We start from the raw sequence: 17643 nt of genomic DNA, 5'->3' as shown, positions 1-17643 counted from the left end.
AACCATCGCTCCGATCCCCGCCCGAATCGTCGTCAGGCGAGCATCAGAGCGTGGAGACCTGGGAAGCAGACGACGCTCGTCGGCGGCACATGGCCCGGTTCGGTCGACGGGACACCGCGCCCGAACTCGCCCTGCGTCGTGAGCTGCACCGCCGAGGGCGACGGTTCTTCGTCGATCGGCGCGTGAGCAGTCAGTGCCGCGTTCGGCCCGACCTCGTGTTCCCACGTGCACGGATCGCGGTCTTCGTCGACGGGTGCTTCTGGCACTTCTGCGAGGTGCACGCCCAGTTGCCGAAGGCGAACGCCGACCTCTGGCACCGAAAGTTGCTGGCGAACCGTCAGCGCGATGCGAGGAACCAAGCGACCCTCGAGTCAGAGGGCTGGCGGGTACTCCGTTTCTGGGAACACGAAGACGCTGCAGCTGCTGCGTCCGTCGTCGAAGAAGAACTCGGCCGATGGAATCTGATCATTGCCCGCAGCTCAGCTGTCTCAAGTAGGTCGATCGGGTAGAACTGGAGGGTGCACACCGTCGAAGTCGTAGCGGCCGTGATCCGACGCCCGGATGGGCGGTACTTGGCTTGCCGCCGGGCTGCGGGCAGATCAGCTGCGGGCCTCTGGGAGTTCCCAGGAGGGAAGATCGAGCACGGCGAGACCCCAGAACAAGCACTCGCGCGGGAGCTTCTGGAAGAACTTGGTCTCAACCTCGAGATCGGGCGCATGATCGACCGCAGGACAACGCTCACCCCCGACGGGGCAATCGACCTCGCCTGCTACAGCGTTCCGATCGGCGACTCAGCGTTCATCTCGAGCACCGACCACGATGAAATCGCCTGGTGCTCCCGTAGCGAGCTCGCCCGCAGGGACTGGGCTCTAGCTGACAGGCCGGTCGTAGCGCTCCTGGCCGACGACGACTGACTGGCTGACAAGGGATCGTCAGGATCAGGACGGTTCAAGTCGCACAAAGCCGATCGTGTCCGGGTGCCAGACGGTGATCCCGAGCGAGTGGCAGAGTTCGAGGATGTCGTTCGAGGGACGCCCCGGAAGAAGGATCGAAGGCGCAAGATCAAGGGACTTCACCCGTGCCACGTGGGCGTAGTCGAGGACCTGCCCAATCGCCGTGCGCACGTACGTCCGAGCCACCGACTTCTTGGCCTCGATGACTTCCCCGGTGGTCTCGTTGTACAGATCCGGCCGAAGGACGCCGTCGGTCGTTTCAAGCACGAGGAGCTTGACTTCGTCTCCACGAAGCGTGAGCCATCGACCAAACGCTGCTTGAAGCTCGAATTCCACGCGCGATGCGTACGTTTCTTCACCAGTCCGCCGCAGGTTGACCGTGTAGTCATCGAACGAGGGCGCTGACCATTTGTCGACAAGGGGATCGATTTCGTCGCGGCCATAGGCCGGCAGGAGCTCTAGCGCCGCGTCTTCCAAGGGTGCCAGATTGAAGATGATGCCCGCGCGGAGCACACCGTCTGACGACGGAATCTCCCGCACTTCGTAGGCGGGATCGCCCAAGGTGAACGGACCGACGTAGGTGGCGTTCCGCCCTGAGGTCCTGAACAGTCGAACCACTCGACCGTCCTCAGCGGAATCTCGGAGTATCCGGTTGCCGCGCACGAATTGCTGATCGCCTCGCTGCCCTTCACCGGTGTACGCGTAGGTCCCGTCTTCTCGCAAGCCTTCAAAGCGGTCGTACCCGTGGGCAGCCCCCGAGACAGGGTCGGTGAAGACGAGGATGTCCGGCGTCGACCGCACGGGTGCAATGCCGTTCTGCCAGCTGCCTCCACCGACTATCTCGTGCAGCTCCCGGCGTCGGAGCGTCTGCCTGACCTCGATCGTCCAGGTCATCGGCCAGCGACCTTCGCGGCCGCCCGCGAGCGCAGTTGGCAATCTGAACATTTTCTGGACATTCTGTATTCATGCCAGAACTCACGGATCTGCTCGACGCGACTCACCGTGGAAACCTGATTCTTCAGCCAGCCGGACCAGCAGCACGGATCAACCTGAACGAGACCGTGCACAAGCCGGTCGATCGCGTTCGATGGGCACCGCACCTGGGCGCAGACGACCGGCGCGCGCTCGAGAGGAGCCACCCCTCAGGTCAGGTACCAATGTGGGGCACCACGGCGGGACAGCGAGGCCAGATGCGATCGCGGTGGGACCGAATCCGTTACGGCGACGCGATCTTCTTCCTCGGGGGGAACCATGCCTACCTCGCCGCGACCATCACCCACAAATGGGTCAGTGAACGCCTGGCTGACGACCTCTGGCCTCGGAAGCGGAGCGCGGACGGGAACTCGCGCCCCTGGGAGCTCATGTTCAGCTTCACTGATCCGGTGGAAGTGCGCTTGTCCTACGCCGACATGGCCGAGGCGTCAGCGCGAGTGCGCGCCCTGGGGACCCGTGAGTTCAATGTCTACGGTACGGAGGTGAGTGTTCCGGTCCTCGCACTACTCGACCAGGACACCGCAGCGCTCATCCGGCCCGTCGGGGGGTTCGACTATCCATCGATTGCCCGTCGATTCGACGAACTCGACGCTGAGGTGACGACGACACGACGGCTAGAACAGCGGTATCTGCGAACGTGGATTCTTCCGGGCGATTCGGGCGTCTGTGCTCTGTGCGGGAGGTCCATGGCATCCTCGTTCCTCGTTGCAGCCCACATCAAGCGGCGCTCAGATTGCTCCGACGACGAGAAGAACGATCTCCCCGCGATCGCCATGGCTGCTTGCAAGTTCGGGTGCGACGAACTCTACGAGCGTGGACTGATCTGGGTCGACGACCGAGGAAGATTGAAGAAGTCGAAGGACCTCTCTGACGTGGAGGCACTCAGCTACTGGCGCGCGAAGCTGCGAGGGCGGGTCGTCGACATCTGGCATTCGCGCCCGGAGTCTCGTCGATACTTCGCGGCGCATCGGGAGCGCTTCGGACAAGGCTGATCGCGTCGATCCACAGCCCGAACGTGCTCCACGTCGACCACCGGAACACCGCCGAGATCATCGCTGGAACATCGCCGGAACATCCCACTTCGCAAGGACACGGTCGCTGACGACACCTTCATGGACATCGAGGGCGTCGTGGGGTGGATGATGCGGTGGCTGACCTCTCCTGCTCCCGCGCTGCCCCGACGGTGGTGTGATATGGCTCCGAACCGTCAGGCTGAGGGCCTCATTGACGCCTTTGCGCCGTGGGCGTTCCGCCCGTCTCCCTGCAGCACCAGAGGGGAGGGACGTCGGATGCGGTGCGAGTTGTGTCCATCAAGTCCGCGAAGGGCCTCGAGGTCAAGCAGTTACTCCTGTCGTATGTCGCTCCGCGACCCCTGGACGCTGGTCCGGTCGACCCATCGGAGATCGAACAGGAGTGGCGATGTCGTGAGCGCCAGGATCTCTACGTCGAGATGACCCGCGCACGGGACCGTCTGTGGGTCGGCGGGCGGAGCGGAACAACGCGCAGCCGCTGACGGCTGGGCGGCAGCGCGTCTTTCACCGGCACACCCATCCCGCTCAGCGCGATCAGCATCGGCCGTGCAGTGCTTCCCTCGCTCGTTCCGCTGTCGCCGGGTCCTTGAATGCGACCACGAACGTCCGCTGATCCCGCATCAGCACCCGCAAGGCGGTTTCGCCGCCGACCGAGTACAGGCGCCCCTTCGAGCTTCGGGCGGAGCCCTTGATACCCCAGCCTCCGTAGTCGCCGTAGGTGTCGATATGCACTATCGCGACGTCTGCGATCTCACGTCGAGGCAGCCGCGTCCTCCAGAACGGCGCCAACCCGACGGTGACCTGCTCTGGTGAGTATTCGATGAAGGCAGCCGCCCGCGCAGCGACCGACATCGCCCAGACCAGCCCGCCGAAGACCAGAACGAGAACGACAAGAGACGGTCCATCGAAGCCCTTCGCTGCAGCGCCGGCAACTCCGATCACCGCGATGGGGACCAGGATGAAGAGTGCCCCGAGTGCCGCTCCGCGATCCGCCGGGCTTCGGAAGGACCCGTCAGGCGCTGACATGGTTCACCTGCCGTTCGTTTCGTGAGCCCATGTGAAGGGCACGAGCGACGCTCTCGGATTCGTGGGGGCGGAGAAGCAACAGCAGGTCTGCCGCGATCATGATGATCGAGAAGCTCCACAGGCCCATCAGCATCGCGATCGCCAGGTGGAACGCGACAGCGAGGCCCAGGAGCACATGCCGAGGCCTGCGCGGCATGAAGACAGCGCCGACCAGAGCGAGCTGCAGCGCGAGCGTGCCGTAGGTCGCGATGACGGTGAGTGGTAACCACTGGAGCGCGCTCCGGACAAGGTCTCCGACGGCTCCGGCCGGGGCGAAGACCGGGTTCTGCATCCAGTACCAGAGCGCCGTCCCGTCCGACCACTCGAGGACGGAGAACTTCGCCACGCTGGCCTGGAAGTACACGCCCATCATCTGGAGAGTCCAGAGCCCGAGGGCGGTGTACCCGATCACGGCGACCCACGAAGAACGGCCCACGTACCGCCTGTCAGGCGCCCAGTGCCAGCGACGGCGGTCGAGCAGTACGAGCGGAACGAGGATGAGTGTCAGGTTCGAGGCGAGGTGTTCGCCGCCGTCGACGGCCGTACTCGAAGTCATGAGGCTCCACGTCACCCACCAGTGTGGAAGGGCAGTGATCGCCGGCAACAGTCCGGTGACGACGATGGCGAGTACGGAAACCGCGACCCACTTCGTCAGTTCGAGATGCCCGCTGGAGGACCCGATGCAGAACAAGGACATCCACGACGTGCTGTTCCCGCAGTTCGCACCGGTCGGGAACGTCGAGCTCCGGAAGAAGAGCTGATCGGTCGGGGTGAACACGAGCGTGAGCAAGGCGGCTGCTGCGATCGCTGATCGCACGAGCCCGAGTACCGGCGTGAGCGGGCTGACGGCCGACACGTACCGCGCGAAGGACCCTCGCCCGCCCTCTCCGACACCGTTGTGACGTTGCAGTGTGGCGGCAGAGGTCATCACTGGTCCTCCAGAGCATCGCATCGGACCGTCGCGCGGATGGCCTTCGTCGAGGCGTCGTACTGCAGGCCAGCGAAGTCGATCGGCACCGGATCCACAGCGAGCAAGAGGACCTCCCCGCAAAGCCGGAGGTCGTAGCCTTCGGCCGTCCACTCCTGAACACCGCGCTCTGACACAGCACGCTGGGCGCACTCAGCGATCGAGTTTCCGGTGCAGTCCGACCAGAGTTCATCGATGTCGTGCGCCCCGGTGACCTGGGACACGTCGTACTCGTCGAGTCGCGACGACCGGTTGAACCCGAACGCGTTCCGCAGGGTCGCGTTCGGACCCCGAGTCACGGTCTTCCACTCTCCCTCCGCGGTGCGGACGCGGGCTTGCGTGATCGGAGAGCGCGGGTCACGGGTGAAGAAGCCCCATCCTTGCGGCGTGACCTCGCTGACAGCACGCAGACCGTCAGCAACGAATCCCGACGCGTGGGTACTGATCGGGAGTGATGCGAAGGCGACCGTGGCCACGGCAAGAGCCGCCACCGTGACCACGGTCGTCTCGGCGAGCTTCAGGCTCACGCGGGCAGCGTCTGGCCGACGCGGGTTGCGTTCGCCAGGAACTTCTCCTGCTTCACCCGGTCATTCCCGGTTGCTTGGCCGCTGCGCCCGCAACCGGTCCAGGCTCCGCACCACGCGTACACGGACACGAGGACAGCAGCGGCCGCTGTGATGACCGCAGCATTGTGGACGGCAGCTGCTGCGTAGACGGCGAAGGCAACTGCTGCGACACAGGCGGCGACTGCTCCACACATCGGTACGGCCGGCGTCGAGCTGTACTCCTCCTTGGCTGCGTTCAACTCTTCCTCGGTGTACGTCTCGCTGATGTAAGAGTTGAAGGCTCCGCCGAGCTGTTCGAAGCCCTTCGCAACGGAGTTCACCGATCCCGACCGAATGTTGGCCACAGCGCGCTCGACCGCATCGGGGTTCGATGCGACGAGTCCTTCACGGGATTCACGCGCGTAGGCCGTGACTCGCTCCAAGTCATCGCCGGAGAAGACTGGTTCGATGCTCGTGCCGAGCTGCTTCGCAACGGGGCCGACACCGAACAGCGCCCCGTCGACGAGCAGCACATCCTGTTCTGAGAGGCCCGACGTGCTGCTCGCAGCCGCCACCGGTTCGACGGCCGTCGCCGCGGCTGGCGAACCGACGAGCGATGCCGCGAGCAGCAGGATGGCAGTCACGAATCCGAGCACGGCAACCCGCGGACGGCGGAGCTTCTGGATGTTCAAGTTTGTCCCTCCCGACACAGCCACTGTGCTGTGCACGAGAGTAACCTACTGATATTTGATACCTCATGCAACGGCATTCGAGAGAGTTGCCGCCGAACGACGGAAGGCGCGGCACCACCCGGCACCGCGCCTCCCGTCCATCACACTGACGTCAACTCACCACGTCAGCACGAACCGCCCCCGCGTCCCCCCAGCCTCCAACCGCCCATGCGCTTCCACAGCCCGCGCAGCCGGCAGCACCTCGGCGACCCGCGGCGTCAACGTCCCACTCTCCACCGCATGCCGCAGCTGCTCGAGCTTGTCGAACGACCGGTACTCCGAGAACACCATGATCTGCACGAACTCGATCCCCCGGTCCCCGTTCCCCTGCCACCCCCGCACATCGAAGAACACTCCTCCGTCGCGAACGGCGTCCGTGACCTCATCACGCTGCACCGCAGCATCGGCGAGCGCATCGACCCCGTCCGGCACGAGTTCGCGGACGGCGGAGGCGAAGGAAGCACCTCGCGGCACCACATGGTCCGGCCCGAGCGAGCGGACCAGGGCTTCGTCCGCCGGAGCAGCATCCGCGATGACGGTGAGCCCGGCGGCCTTCGCCAGCTGCACCACGTAGTTCCCGAGCAGCCCAGCGGCCCCGGTCACGGCGAGCGTCTGCCCCGGCTTGAGCGAGGCGTGCGACAGGATCTGCAACGCCGTCAGCCCGTTCATCGGGACTGTGGAGGCGAGCGGGAGAGACGTCCCACGAGGAATCCGCGTGAACGACCCCACCGGCGCGACGAGCTCCTGCACGTAGGCGCCACCGTGGGCGCTGAGCGGCAACGCCATCGCCATGACCTCGTCGCCGACTTGCCATCCGGTGACGTCGGGCCCGACCTCGTCGATGACGCCGGCGGCGTCCATCCCCGGCACGTACGGCGGCGAGGCCTGCGAACTGTCCCGCTGCCCGGCACGCACCCCCGTGTCGGTCGGGTTCACGGCGAACGCCTGCACCCGGATCCGCACGGACCCCGCACCGGCGTGCGGCTCCGGCACCTCGTGGACGGCGAGGGCCTCGGGCCCTCCGAACTGTTCGACTCCGACGACCTGCATCCTCCCGGTCTACGCGCACGTTGCTTGACGCAACCTGACGCGACCACCCCACGGCCTGGAGGCCCGGCACCACCCCGCCCCGCGCCTCCCGCCCGTCAGGGGTGCGGTCCACGGCACGTGGTGCGCCATGCTGGCACCGTGCGTTTCGACGAGCTCCTCACCCGGTCTGACGGTCCTGCGATCGCCGAGGAGCTCGCGGCCCTCCGTCGACCCGCCCGGTACGTCCTCGAGGGCGTCCACCAGGAGTCCCGGCAGAAGTACTGGCAGTTCCGCGTCGACATCGACGAGGCCGCGCAGACCTGGACGCTCGTGCGCCAGCGGGCCAAGCCGGTCTCCTACCGCGACGGCGTGCTGCACGAGCCCGACGACGGCCCGATCGACGTGTCGTTCGCCCGGGGCATGGTTTCGTCCCCCGTCGTCCGGATGGCCATGCCCGACCTGATGCTCCGGTGGGGCCGCGCCGCGCCGCGGACGACGTCCACCCGATCCTGGTCCAGCACGTCGGCGAGCACTCGATCCTGCTGACGTTCGAGCACCACGAGGACCCGGCGTTCCGCACGACGCTGGTGATCGACGAGCGCGACGGCATCGCCCGCCGTTCGTACGAGTACGGCGAGGCCACGATCATCACGAGCGTGCGGACCGCCGAGCCGGACGAGGTCCTGCCCCGCGCCCGCTTCGTGGAACCGACGGACTGGATCCGGCCGCAGTACTGAGACGGTGACGGTTTCGGTTCACGATCCCCGACGATCGCGAACCAGAACCGTCAGAACTCATTCGTCATCAGGGCCGTCACCGGTAGTCGTCCGGGTCCCCGAGCACGCAGCGCGAGTCCACATTGACGTGCGCGCGGATCTTCGTGGCTGCGATCGACGCACGAGGCTTGCCGTCGGCGCGCGCGACCACGGCCGACACGTCGCCCGTCGCTGCATCCATCTCGGTCTGCGTCGTTGCGAGCTCGTACCCTTGCTCTCTCCAGTGTTCACCGGCCTGTTCGATGAGCACCTGCGGATCGTCCGGCCTGTCCACCTCGACGTAGTAGCTGAACTGCACCGCCTTCTGCCCGTCGACCTCACAGTCGTTCGCGACAGGCCTCGGGACTTCCTGTGGCCATGTGTCGGGAGCGAGTTCCAGGACCGACCGGAGTTCGGTCACGGCCTGCGAGCGCGCTTCGTCGATGGTCATGGTCTTGCCCGGCCCTGCCATCCCGCACCCCGACAGCACGAGGATGATCGTGCCGGCCAGAGCGGCAGCGGTCGTCGGCTTGTCCACTCGCCTCGTCACCGGAGCCGCCCCGCCTCGACGCCGTCACTCGTCGTCACCGTGCACCGACCCTGTTGCGCACGGAGAGGTCACTTGCACTGCGACCGACGTCGAACTGATCTGGTACGCCGCTCCTGCCGCACCAGCCCGGTCGGCAGTCGCCGAGTAGAGCGTGCCCCTCGCACCGAAATCCGTCTCGGACGGCGATACTCGAAGGCCTTCCGACTCCCAGAACTGCCGGAGTGACTTCGCGGTTGCCTTCGCGTCGTTGTCGACCGACACCGGGAGGAAGTAGGCGAAGCGGACGCCGTCATCGCACTGCTCGGCGGTCGGTTCCGGGGTGTCGGGCCACGACACGTCCACGGCCTTCTCGGTCTTGCGGAGCAGTTGCAAGGCTTCGGCCTTCGCGTCCTCGGGGGTGTGCATCGATTGGCTCCCTCCTGCACAGGCCGTGATGCCCACGGTCAGCAGACTCGCCGTCAACACGACGAGCCCGATGCGTTGCTTCGCCATCACGGCAGGGTCACCTTCGCCACGGCTGTTGTTCATCGTCCGGAGAGCCAGCGACGCACCGGGAGTTGACGTAGAGGAGTGCGTTCCCGTTCGTGATCTCGAAGGCTGCGCCCGCCTTGCCGTCAGCCTTCGCCGTGGCCGCGTACACGGTCCCGTACTTCGCCCCGAACTCCTGCTGGCTCCGTTCGACCTGGAGTCCCTTGGAGCGCCAGAACTCGGCCAGGGAGTCAGCGAGTTCGGTCTGCTTCGAGGTGACCGGGGCATGCACCATGTACTGGTAACGCACACCCTCGGAACACTTCTTGCTGACTGGGTCCCCGGGCGACGACCAATCGAGGTCAGTGGACGTCGTGGTGTGGTCGAGCAGCGCCAGGGCATCTTTCTGCGTTTCTTCCGGGGTCATGCTCTTCGCTCCGCCCGCGCATCCAGCGAGCACGATCGTGGCGGACAGCAGGGCTACCAGCACGGCGAGCAGCTTGCGGATCGGAGCATGAGGAGGGGCGTCGAGCGGGCTCCACGACACTGTCAGATCGCCCATCATCTCCCCCGTCGCGGCCTGCACCACATCCCCGCCAGCAACATATCAGACGAGTTGCCGGACGCAACGACCCGTGCAGCGTTCTGGGCACGACCGACCCGCACCGCGCCTCCCGGCCTGCACCATCCCCCGATCGGACGATGCCGACACCACCGCACCGGCCGATCCCCCACGACCACCGGGCGGCGAAGCTGGACCCATGCCCGAGTCCCCCGCCATCGAGGTCCAGCACCTCGGCAAGCAGTACGCCACCGGTAAACGCGCCGTGGACGACGTCTCCTTCACGATCGAACGCGGCGAGACCTTCGCGCTCCTCGGCCCGAACGGTGCCGGCAAGTCCACGACGGTCGAGATCCTCGAGGGGTACCGGTCCCGCACCGCCGGCGAGGTCCGCGTCCTCGGCCACGACCCGGCGCGGACGAGCCGCAGCCACAACGCACGCATCGGCATCGTCCTGCAGACCAGCGCGGAGTCCCCGAACGTCACCGTCGCCGAGCAGCTGAACCACTTCGCCACGCTGTACCCGAAGCACCGCCGCGTCGAGGAGCTCCTCACCGCGACGGGACTCGAGACGCAGCGCAACACCCGGATCAGCCGGCTGTCCGGAGGCCAGCGCCGCCGCGTCGACGTCGCCCTCGGCATCATCGGCCGCCCCGAGGTCCTGTTCCTCGACGAACCGACGACCGGCTTCGATCCCGAGGCTCGCCGGCAGTTCTGGGACCTCCTGCGGCAGGTGCAGCACGAGGGCACGACGATCCTGCTCACCACGCACTACCTCGACGAAGCCGCCCAGCTCGCCGACCGGGCCGCGGTCATCGCCGACGGGAAGCTCCTCGACCTCGCACCCATCGACGAGATCGGCGGCGCCGAGGCCCGCACGCCCCGGGTCCGCTGGCGTGACGACGGCGGGGAACTCCACGACGAGCGCACCACCGACCCGACGGCGCTCGTCCGCAGCAGCAGCGCCCCCATGCACGACCTCGAAGTCATCCGTCCGTCCCTCGAGGACGTCTACCTCGACATGGTGGGACAGCAGTGAAGACAGCAACCAGCCGCATCTCGTACGAGATCCGCACCTACTTCCGCGCTCCCGACTCGGTCTTCTTCACGTTCCTGTTCCCGATCATCATGTTGGCGCTGTTCTCGGTCGCGTTCTCCGGCGCCGCCGACATCCAGGCCGGCCCCGGCGTCAGCGCCGACTACGCCACCTACTACCTGCCCGGCCTGGTGGCGACGGGCATCCTGCTCTCCGGCACGCAGTCCCTCGGCGTCGACATCGCCGGCGAGCGCAGCGACGGCACGCTGAAGCGTCTCGGCGGCACGCCCTTGCCGGTCCTGTCGTACTTCGTCGGCAAGATCGGCATGGTCCTCGTCACCACGCTCGTGCAGACGGCCCTGCTGCTGGCGATCGCGGGCCTGGTGTTCGGCGTCGACCTGCCGATCGACGCGGGCCGGTGGGGTGTCTTCGCCGGGGTGATGGTCCTCGGGATCGCCACCAGCTGCGTCCTCGGCATCGCGGTCTCGGCGCTCCCCCGCGAGGGGCGCCGCGCCACCGCCACCATCGTCCCGATCGTGCTGGTGCTGCAGTTCATCTCCGGCGTCTACCTGCCCTTCACGCAGCTCCCCACCTGGTTGCAGGACGTCGCGTCCGTCTTCCCCCTGCGCTGGATGGCGTCCGGCATGCGCTCCGTCTTCCTGCCCGGTGCGTTCGAGTCGGGTGAGCCGGGAGGCGCGTGGCACCTCGGCCTCGGAGCCCTCGTGCTGGCAGCGTGGCTGGTCCTGGGCACGGTGGCCTGCCTGTTGACGTTCCGTTGGAACCGCAAGGACGCCTGATGGCGCCCCGCTGGTGGGATGCTGGGCACATGAACGGCGAGACGTGGATGCGCAACCGCTGGCTGCACGTCTTCTTCGCGGGCACGATGGCCCTCACCGCGGTGATCACCGTGTTCGGCTGGTCCCCGTGGTCGACCCGCTGGCCGGCGTACACCGCGGTCGTGGTGCTCGTCGTCGCCTACGTCGTGTTCGGCCACCGCGGCTACGACAGCCCCCGTGCCGCCGCGGCCTTCCTGCCGCTGGTCCTCGTCTCCGCCCTGGTGTTGCCCGCCGTGGTGCCGAGCACCGCGTTCGTGCAGTGCATCGCGTTCCCGCTCGTCTGGATGCAGTCCGAGCGGGTCCGCACCGGCGTCCTGCTCTCGGTCGCGGTCGGCATCGCGAGCGGCATCGGCCTGCAGGTCTCCGACGGCCCGGACGCCCTCGTCAGCACCCTGCTCATCGAGGGCATCAGCGTCATCGGTGCCTGCGCGATGGGCGTGTGGATCTCGAGCGTCGCCGGCCTGTCCGAGGAGCGCCGCCAGCTCCTCGACGAACTCCGCGCCACCCAGCAGTCCCTCGCCGATGCCCACCGGAGCGCGGGCGTCGCGAGCGAACGGGAGCGCCTGGCACGCGAGATCCACGACACCGTCGCGCAGAACCTCGCCGGCATCGTCATGCTCACCGAACGCGCCCGCAAGGACCTGGCGAACGACCGTGGAGCCGCGCTCGACGAACGGCTGGCGGTCCTCGAGGAGTCGGCACGAGCGGCGCTCGAGGACTCCCGCGCCCTCATCGCCGCCGGGGTCGCCGGTGCCACGAGCGGCAGCCTCGCCGGGGCACTGCACCGGCTCGCCGAGCGGTACACCCGTGAAACCGGCACGCCCGTTGCCGTCGACGCGACCGACGGCCCGCTCGACCGTGACGCCCAGGTCGTACTGCTCCGGGTCGTCCAGGAGTCCCTCGCGAACATCCGCGCGCACGCCGACGCCCGTTCCGTCCGCATCGTCCTGCAGCACGCGCCCGAACACGTCGGCGTCCGCGTGGTCGACGACGGCGTCGGGTTCGACACCGGCGTGCCGACTGCCGGGCACGGTCTCCGGGGCCTCCACGAACGGCTGGCGCTCTCCGGCGGTACCTGCACGATCACGAGCACACCGGGCGGCGGCACCGTCGTCGACGCGAGCCTGCCCACCGGACCCGAGCCGAGCCTCCCGGCCGTCGAACGCGACGTCGTGGCGCAGGTGACCCGGTGATCCGTGTCGTGGTCGCTGACGACCACCCGATCGTCCGGTCGGGCATCGTCGCGCTGTTGCAGGACGCCGACGACATCGTGGTCGTAGGTCAGGCCAGCGACGGCCGCGCCGCGGTGACGGTGGCGCTGGCCGAACGCCCCGACGTCGTGCTCATGGACCTCCGGATGCCCGTGCTCGACGGCGATGCGGCGACGGCGGAGATCCTCGCCGCCGACCCAGGCATCCGCGTCCTGATCCTGACGACGTACGAGTCCGACGACCAGATCCTCGCCGCCATCGAGGCCGGCGCCACCGGCTACCTGCTGAAGGCAGCCCCGGAGTCCGAGATCCTCGCCGGCGTCCGGGCGACCGCACGGGGCGAGACCGCGCTGGCACCATCGGCGGCCGCAGCGCTCGTCCGCCGAGCGACGGGATCCCTCCCCGCTGCTGCCGGCCCGTCGCTGACCCCGCGCGAGCTCGACGTCCTGCGCCTCGTTGCCCAGGGCAACAGCAACCCGGCGATCGGGCGCGCACTGTTCCTCAGTGAGGCCACGGTGAAGACCCACCTCGGCCACGTGTTCGAGAAGCTCGGCGTGAACGACCGCACCCGTGCGGTGATCCGCGCGATGGAGCTCCAGCTCCTCCCCTGATCAACACCGCAGTCAGGCGCCGCTGGTCACCGCAGCGCACCCGAAGGGCATCGACGTCGTACTCCAGCGCATCCACTATCGCCAGAGCCCGACGTACACCAGTCCGCCGAGGACGACGGACACCCCGCCGATCGCGATCAGCCAGATCGGTGCGCTCATGCTCGACGTCCCCGGTTCTTCGCAGTCCCCCCGCTCCGACCCTACGACTCCGTGCACGACGGGGATCTTTCCCTGCAGCGCGTGTGACGGTTCCGGTTCGCGATTCCCGACGATCCTGAACCAGAACCGTCTCCGGGCAGACAAGAGACCGGGTCCCGCGCAGTGGACCTGACCACGGCGCAACGACGCACACAGCGTGCCGGTGCGCACCGCTGGCATGACCACCGCCGTCAGATCGCTCAGAACAACCCCGTGAACGCAGAAAACCCCTGACCATGAATGGTCAGGGGTTCCCTGGTGTTACTACGTTAAGTCCGGCGGCGTCCTACTCTCCCACAAGGTCCCCCTTGCAGTACCATCGGCGCTGAGAGGCTTAGCTTCCGGGTTCGGAATGTGACCGGGCGTTTCCCTCTCGCTATGACCACCGGAACACTCTCGACCAGATCATACATTGGTCTCAAAGCTGTCCCGACTACTGCCTTCCGTGAAGAGGGCAGAGCGGTGTATTCAGTTTCGATTCCCGATCGTCTGTCGGGAACCACAAAGTGGACGCGAGCCCGTGCACAAGTGCACGGAAATCAGTGTGTTATCAAGTCTTCGGCTTATTAGTACCGGTCAGCTCCACGGGTCGTTAGTCCCCGCTTCCACATCCGGCCTATCAACCCAGTAGTCTGCTGGGAGCCTCTCACACTCAAGGTGCATGGAAATCTCATCTCGAAGACGGCTTCCCGCTTAGATGCTTTCAGCGGTTATCCGGTCCGAACGTAGCTAATCAGCGGTGCCCTTGGCAGAACAACTGACACACCAGAGGTTCGTCCATCCCGGTCCTCTCGTACTAGGGATAGATCTTCTCAAATTTCCAACGCGCGCAGCGGATAGGGACCGAACTGTCTCACGACGTTCTAAACCCAGCTCGCGTACCGCTTTAATGGGCGAACAGCCCAACCCTTGGGACCTACTCCAGCCCCAGGATGCGACGAGCCGACATCGAGGTGCCAAACCATGCCGTCGATATGGACTCTTGGGCAAGATCAGCCTGTTATCCCCGAGGTACCTTTTATCCGTTGAGCGACAGCGCTTCCACAAGCCACTGCCGGATCACTAGTCCCGACTTTCGTCCCTGCTCGACCTGTCAGTCTCACAGTCAAGCTCCCTTGTGCACTTACACTCGCCACCTGATTGCCAACCAGGTTGAGGGAACCTTTGGGCGCCTCCGTTACTCTTTGGGAGGCAACCGCCCCAGTTAAACTACCCATCAGGCACTGTCCATGAACCCGATCAGGGTCCTACGTTAGACATCCAAAGTGACCAGAGTGGTATTTCAACAATGACTCCACGAACACTAGCGTGCCCGCTTCACAGTCTCCCACCTATCCTACACAAGCCACTCCGAACACCAATACCAAACTGTAGTAAAGGTCACGGGGTCTTTCCGTCCTGCTGCGCGTAACGAGCATCTTTACTCGTAGTGCAATTTCGCCGAGTTCGCGGTTGAGACAGCTGGGAAGTCGTTACGCCATTCGTGCAGGTCGGAACTTACCCGACAAGGAATTTCGCTACCTTAGGATGGTTATAGTTACCACCGCCGTTTACTGGGGCTTAAATTCAGAGCTTCGCCCAAAGGCTAACCCTTCCTCTTAACCTTCCAGCACCGGGCAGGCGTCAGTCCGTATACATCGTCTTGCGACTTCGCACGGACCTGTGTTTTTAGTAAACAGTCGCTTCCCACTGGTCTCTGCGGCCTTCAACGCTCACGGAGTAAATCCGGTCACGTGTCCGGCCCCCCTTCTCCCGAAGTTACGGGGGCATTTTGCCGAGTTCCTTAACCACGATTCTCTCGATCTCCTTGGTATTCTCTACCTGACCACCTGAGTCGGTTTCGGGTACGGGCGGCTGCAACCTCGCGTCGATGCTTTTCTCGGCAGCATAGGATCACTGATTTCCCCTTACGGGTACGCGTCGGATCTCAGGCACACAGACGACGGATTTGCCTATCGTCAGCCCTACATCCTTACACCAGGTTCACCTTACGGATACCATCGCCTGGCTCAGCTACCTTCCTGCGTCACACCTGTTCATACGCTAACCGCACCAGCATGGGGTCGAGCGTTAGACCGGCCACCATCACCCCGAAGGGATCCGGTTGTACCGGGTTAGGACTCTTAGCACCACTGGATTAGCTTGGGCGGTTGTTCGCCGGTACGGGAATATCAACCCGTTGTCCATCGACTACGCCTGTCGGCCTCGCCTTAGGTCCCGACTTACCCAGGGCGGATTAACCTGGCCCTGGAACCCTTGGTCTTTCGGAGGACGGGTTTCTCACCCGTCTTTCGCTACTCATGCCTGCATTCTCACTCGTGTAGCGTCCACGGCTGGATCACTCCGCCGCTTCACTCGCCACACGACGCTCTCCTACCACTCCGCACGACTGAACCACGAAGGCTTGTCTATAGTGCGAAATCTACAACTTCGGTGGTGTGCTTGAGCCCCGTTACATTGTCGGCGCGGAATCACTTGACCAGTGAGCTATTACGCACTCTTTCAAGGGTGGCTGCTTCTAAGCCAACCTCCTGGTTGTCTGTGCAACTCCACATCCTTTCCCACTTAGCACACGCTTAGGGACCTTAGTTGGTAGTCTGGGTTGTTTCCCTCTCGACGATGAAGCTTATCCCCCACCGTCTCACTGCTGCGCTCTCACTCACCGGCATTCGGAGTTTGGCTGACGTCAGTAACCTGTTGAGGCCCATCGGCCATCCAGTAGCTCTACCTCCGGCGAGAAACACGCAACGCTGCACCTAAATGCATTTCGGAGAGAACCAGCTATCACGAAGTTTGATTGGCCTTTCACCCCTATCCACAGCTCATCCCCTCCATTTTCAACTGAAGTGGGTTCGGTCCTCCACGACGTCTTACCGTCGCTTCAACCTGGCCATGGATAGATCACTTCGCTTCGGGTCTAGAACATGCGACTCAAACGCCCTATTCAGACTCGCTTTCGCTACGGCTGCCCCTCACGGGTTAACCTCGCCACATATCACTAACTCGCAGGCTCATTCTTCAAAAGGCACGCCGTCACCCCTACTAAGGAGGCTCCGACGGTTTGTAAGCAAACGGTTTCAGGTACTATTTCACTCCCCTCCCGGGGTACTTTTCACCTTTCCCTCACGGTACTTGTCCGCTATCGGTCATCTGGGAGTATTTAGGCTTATCAGGTGGTCCTGACAGATTCACACGGGATTTCTCGGGCCCCGTGCTACTTGGGATACACATCCGGCCATAACACCATTTCGTCTACGGGGCTGGCACCCACTACGGCCCGGCTTTCAAACCGGTTCGACTATGATGCGCTGTAACCGCCCCAGTCCGGCAGAACTGAGTGACGTGTCCCACAACCCCGACCATGCAACGCCCGCCGGCTATCACACATGATCGGTTTAGCCTCATCCGCTTTCGCTCGCCACTACTCACGGAATCACATGTTGTTTTCTCTTCCTGTGGGTACTGAGATGTTTCACTTCCCCACGTTCCCTCTACCCGCCCTATATATTCAGGCGGGAGTCACCAGGTCGCAAAACGCCTGGCGGGGTTTCCCCATTCGGAAATCCTCGGATCACAGCTCGATTATCAGCTCCCCGAGGCTTATCGCAGATTTCTACGTCCTTCATCGGCTCCAGATGCCAAGGCATCCACCGTTTGCTCTTAGAAACTTGACCACAAAGATTAAAATTGCGATCCAACGTCACCACTCAACAACCCAAAGGCTGATCATGGATGACGCGAATCAAAGATGCTCGCGTCCACTGTGTAGTTCTCAACATACGATCGGCACCAGCACTCCCCCACCACAACAGCAGGATCACACTGGCCCGACGAAGGACCCGTAGGCCCAACCCCCACCACCACTCACGTAGCAGCAGGAAGCCTGGTCCCTCAGGACCCAACAACGTGCACCAGCTGAGCGCTCCACCCCCGACCCGTCCCAACCCTGCAAGCAGAGCGTACTGAGGTCGGAAGCATCACTCCCAACTGCACTGTCAATGTTCCACCCATGAGCTACCCGTCGGACACGTTCGGTCCGAAACAGGCGCCTGGACCAGCAACCAACCACCCCTAATGGGCGACCAGCACTGACCAGATGCTC

19 protein-coding genes and 2 rRNA genes are annotated in these 17643 nt (G+C 64.9%); 9 read left to right on the top strand and 12 right to left on the bottom strand.

Translation table 11 applies throughout. From position 1 onward, the window contains the following. Nucleotides 1–89 precede the first annotated feature (89 nt). On the top strand, nucleotides 90–509 hold the full coding sequence (gene vsr, locus MXD64_RS06635) for a DNA mismatch endonuclease Vsr (protein WP_081612234.1): 420 nt from the start codon (nucleotides 90–92) through the stop codon (nucleotides 507–509). 9 nt (nucleotides 510–518) lie between these two features. Continuing rightward, on the top strand, nucleotides 519–914 hold the full coding sequence (locus tag MXD64_RS06630) for an NUDIX domain-containing protein (protein WP_017886521.1): 396 nt from the start codon (nucleotides 519–521) through the stop codon (nucleotides 912–914). Nucleotides 915–938: 24 nt separating this feature from the next. Here MXD64_RS06630 and MXD64_RS06625 read toward each other — a convergent pair whose 3' ends face one another. Then, complete coding sequence (locus MXD64_RS06625; protein WP_017886520.1) at nucleotides 939–1847, bottom strand: hypothetical protein; 909 nt, start codon at nucleotides 1845–1847, stop codon at nucleotides 939–941. Nucleotides 1848–1918: 71 nt separating this feature from the next. Here MXD64_RS06625 and MXD64_RS06620 point away from each other — a divergent pair, with 71 nt between their 5' ends. Continuing rightward, nucleotides 1919–2938, top strand: coding sequence for a hypothetical protein (locus MXD64_RS06620; RefSeq protein ID WP_152427206.1), 1020 nt, complete (start codon nucleotides 1919–1921; stop codon nucleotides 2936–2938). Nucleotides 2939–3511: 573 nt separating this feature from the next. Here the strand turns inward: MXD64_RS06620 and MXD64_RS06615 are convergent. The 5 genes from MXD64_RS06615 to MXD64_RS06595 form a co-directional block, all read right to left on the bottom strand. Further along, nucleotides 3512–4003, bottom strand: coding sequence for a hypothetical protein (locus tag MXD64_RS06615; protein ID WP_017886518.1), 492 nt, complete (start codon nucleotides 4001–4003; stop codon nucleotides 3512–3514). Further along, nucleotides 3990–4970 (bottom strand): sporulation-delaying protein SdpB family protein, encoded by a 981-nt coding sequence (locus MXD64_RS06610; protein WP_263137297.1) that lies wholly within the window; start codon nucleotides 4968–4970, stop codon nucleotides 3990–3992. Before MXD64_RS06610 ends, MXD64_RS06615 begins: the two co-directional genes overlap by 14 nt. Beyond that, nucleotides 4970–5536 (bottom strand): SdpA family antimicrobial peptide system protein, encoded by a 567-nt coding sequence (locus tag MXD64_RS06605; protein ID WP_017886516.1) that lies wholly within the window; start codon nucleotides 5534–5536, stop codon nucleotides 4970–4972. The genes MXD64_RS06610 and MXD64_RS06605 overlap by 1 nt, the downstream gene beginning before the upstream one ends. Then, nucleotides 5533–6246, bottom strand: a complete 714-nt coding sequence (locus tag MXD64_RS06600; RefSeq protein WP_031259399.1) for a hypothetical protein — start codon at nucleotides 6244–6246, stop codon at nucleotides 5533–5535. Before MXD64_RS06600 ends, MXD64_RS06605 begins: the two co-directional genes overlap by 4 nt. 156 nt (nucleotides 6247–6402) lie before the next feature. Then, nucleotides 6403–7335, bottom strand: a complete 933-nt coding sequence (locus MXD64_RS06595) for an NADP-dependent oxidoreductase (protein WP_263137296.1) — start codon at nucleotides 7333–7335, stop codon at nucleotides 6403–6405. Between the two features lie 138 nt (nucleotides 7336–7473). Between MXD64_RS06595 and MXD64_RS06590 the strand changes: the two genes are divergently transcribed. Next, nucleotides 7474–7860 (top strand): hypothetical protein, encoded by a 387-nt coding sequence (locus MXD64_RS06590; RefSeq protein ID WP_263137295.1) that lies wholly within the window; start codon nucleotides 7474–7476, stop codon nucleotides 7858–7860. After that, nucleotides 7785–8051 carry a hypothetical protein gene (locus MXD64_RS06585; RefSeq protein ID WP_263137294.1) on the top strand — a complete coding sequence of 89 codons (267 nt, stop codon included), beginning with the start codon at nucleotides 7785–7787 and terminating at the stop codon, nucleotides 8049–8051. The genes MXD64_RS06590 and MXD64_RS06585 overlap by 76 nt, the downstream gene beginning before the upstream one ends. A 76-nt stretch (nucleotides 8052–8127) precedes the next feature. Here MXD64_RS06585 and MXD64_RS06580 read toward each other — a convergent pair whose 3' ends face one another. From MXD64_RS06580 to MXD64_RS06570, 3 genes are read right to left on the bottom strand one after another with little or no spacing between them, the layout of a single operon-like run. Then, nucleotides 8128–8607, bottom strand: a complete 480-nt coding sequence (locus tag MXD64_RS06580; RefSeq protein ID WP_263137293.1) for a hypothetical protein — start codon at nucleotides 8605–8607, stop codon at nucleotides 8128–8130. Between the two features lie 36 nt (nucleotides 8608–8643). Beyond that, a complete protein-coding gene (locus MXD64_RS06575) occupies nucleotides 8644–9111 on the bottom strand; it encodes a hypothetical protein (RefSeq protein WP_263137292.1) in 468 nt (155 codons plus the stop codon). A 10-nt stretch (nucleotides 9112–9121) separates the two neighbouring features. Then, a complete protein-coding gene (locus tag MXD64_RS06570; RefSeq protein WP_259575473.1) occupies nucleotides 9122–9649 on the bottom strand; it encodes a hypothetical protein in 528 nt (175 codons plus the stop codon). Nucleotides 9650–9848: 199 nt separating this feature from the next. Between MXD64_RS06570 and MXD64_RS06565 the strand changes: the two genes are divergently transcribed. Genes MXD64_RS06565 through MXD64_RS06550 form a run of 4 tightly spaced genes read left to right on the top strand, consistent with a single transcriptional unit; the run spans nucleotide 9849 to nucleotide 13343 of the window. Beyond that, nucleotides 9849–10688 carry an ABC transporter ATP-binding protein gene (locus MXD64_RS06565; protein WP_263137291.1) on the top strand — a complete coding sequence of 280 codons (840 nt, stop codon included), beginning with the start codon at nucleotides 9849–9851 and terminating at the stop codon, nucleotides 10686–10688. Next, the gene (locus MXD64_RS06560) at nucleotides 10685–11482 is read left to right on the top strand and encodes an ABC transporter permease (protein WP_263137290.1); all 798 of its coding nucleotides are present in this window, start codon (nucleotides 10685–10687) and stop codon (nucleotides 11480–11482) included. Before MXD64_RS06565 ends, MXD64_RS06560 begins: the two co-directional genes overlap by 4 nt. A 29-nt stretch (nucleotides 11483–11511) precedes the next feature. After that, nucleotides 11512–12714, top strand: a complete 1203-nt coding sequence (locus MXD64_RS06555) for a sensor histidine kinase (protein WP_263137289.1) — start codon at nucleotides 11512–11514, stop codon at nucleotides 12712–12714. Beyond that, nucleotides 12711–13343, top strand: coding sequence for a response regulator transcription factor (locus MXD64_RS06550; protein WP_194590658.1), 633 nt, complete (start codon nucleotides 12711–12713; stop codon nucleotides 13341–13343). The genes MXD64_RS06555 and MXD64_RS06550 overlap by 4 nt, the downstream gene beginning before the upstream one ends. Before the next feature lie 75 nt (nucleotides 13344–13418). Here MXD64_RS06550 and MXD64_RS06545 read toward each other — a convergent pair whose 3' ends face one another. The 3 genes from MXD64_RS06545 to MXD64_RS06535 all read right to left on the bottom strand — a co-directional run bounded on the left by MXD64_RS06545 (nucleotide 13419) and on the right by MXD64_RS06535 (nucleotide 17215). Beyond that, entirely contained in the window at nucleotides 13419–13559 is a 141-nt protein-coding gene (locus tag MXD64_RS06545) for a hypothetical protein (protein ID WP_159556622.1), read from the bottom strand. A gap of 255 nt (nucleotides 13560–13814) precedes the next feature. Continuing rightward, a 5S ribosomal RNA gene (gene rrf / locus MXD64_RS06540) occupies nucleotides 13815–13931 on the bottom strand. Nucleotides 13932–14087: 156 nt separating this feature from the next. Next, nucleotides 14088–17215, bottom strand: a 23S ribosomal RNA gene (locus tag MXD64_RS06535). Nucleotides 17216–17643 lie beyond the last annotated feature (428 nt).

Source organism: Curtobacterium sp. Arg-1, from assembly GCF_025643395.1.
In the GTDB taxonomy this organism is placed as follows: domain Bacteria; phylum Actinomycetota; class Actinomycetes; order Actinomycetales; family Microbacteriaceae; genus Curtobacterium; species Curtobacterium poinsettiae.
Note: the sequence above shows the minus strand (reverse complement) of the source record. Positions and strands in the feature narration are given on the sequence as shown.

Excerpts from the sequence above, each read along its gene's own strand:
- vsr (WP_081612234.1), top strand. The coding sequence starts at position 90 with ATGGCCCGGTTCGGTCGACGGGACACCGCGCCCGAACTCGCCCTGCGT.
- MXD64_RS06625 (WP_017886520.1), bottom strand. The coding sequence starts at position 1,847 with ATGACCTGGACGATCGAGGTCAGGCAGACGCTCCGACGCCGGGAGCTG.
- MXD64_RS06620 (WP_152427206.1), top strand. The coding sequence starts at position 1,919 with ATGCCAGAACTCACGGATCTGCTCGACGCGACTCACCGTGGAAACCTG.
- MXD64_RS06615 (WP_017886518.1), bottom strand. The coding sequence starts at position 4,003 with ATGTCAGCGCCTGACGGGTCCTTCCGAAGCCCGGCGGATCGCGGAGCG.
- MXD64_RS06610 (WP_263137297.1), bottom strand. The coding sequence starts at position 4,970 with ATGACCTCTGCCGCCACACTGCAACGTCACAACGGTGTCGGAGAGGGC.
- MXD64_RS06595 (WP_263137296.1), bottom strand. The coding sequence starts at position 7,335 with ATGCAGGTCGTCGGAGTCGAACAGTTCGGAGGGCCCGAGGCCCTCGCC.
- MXD64_RS06575 (WP_263137292.1), bottom strand. The coding sequence starts at position 9,111 with ATGGCGAAGCAACGCATCGGGCTCGTCGTGTTGACGGCGAGTCTGCTG.
- MXD64_RS06570 (WP_259575473.1), bottom strand. The coding sequence starts at position 9,649 with ATGGGCGATCTGACAGTGTCGTGGAGCCCGCTCGACGCCCCTCCTCAT.
- MXD64_RS06565 (WP_263137291.1), top strand. The coding sequence starts at position 9,849 with ATGCCCGAGTCCCCCGCCATCGAGGTCCAGCACCTCGGCAAGCAGTAC.
- MXD64_RS06555 (WP_263137289.1), top strand. The coding sequence starts at position 11,512 with ATGAACGGCGAGACGTGGATGCGCAACCGCTGGCTGCACGTCTTCTTC.